Here is a 551-nt window from a genome sequence, read left to right as displayed (position 1 = left end):
TTCCTTCTGCCCTCTCTCCTTCTTCCTTCCTCTTTCTCTTCCTCTCTTCTCTCTCTTCTTCCCCTTTCCTCCTCCTTCCTCCCCCCTCTTTCCTTTTTTCTCCTTCCTCCTTTTTCTTCCTTTTCCTCCCCCTTTTCCTGTCTTTCTCTTCCTTTCTTTTTTCCTTTTCTTTCCTTTTTCCCTTCTTTTTCCTCCTTGCCCTTCCCTTTCTCTTCTCTCCCCCCTTCCCTTCCTCCCCCCTCTTCTTCCCCTTCCCCTCTTCCCCCTCTCTGAAATACCTTTTTTTTTGCAGCGATCTGCTGCCTCCTCCTTCTTCCCTCCCTTTCTTCCCCTCTTCCTCTGCCTTTTTCCCTTCACTTCCCCTTCCCTTTCTCCTTTCTCTCCCCTTTCTCCTTCTCTCTCTCCCCCTCCTCTCTCCCCTCTTTCCCCTCTTCTCTCCCTTCTTCCCCCCTTCTCACCCTCCCTAAACCAGTTTCACGAAACCCCTTTCCCTTTCCTTTCTTCCCTTTTCTCCTTCCTCTCTCCTTTCCTCTTTTCCTTCATCCCTTCCT

Annotated in this window: 1 protein-coding gene; it reads right to left on the bottom strand. The window is 50.3% G+C overall.

Translation table 11 applies throughout. The annotated features are described in order from the left end of the window. On the bottom strand, nt 1-357 hold a 357-nt coding region (locus E1963_RS23945; protein WP_201272116.1), incomplete at its 3' end, for a hypothetical protein. Nucleotides 358-551 lie beyond the last annotated feature (194 nt).

Source organism: Extibacter muris (genome assembly GCF_004345005.1).
Classification (GTDB): Bacteria; Bacillota; Clostridia; order Lachnospirales; family Lachnospiraceae; genus Extibacter; species Extibacter muris.
Note: the sequence above shows the minus strand (reverse complement) of the source record. Positions and strands in the feature narration are given on the sequence as shown.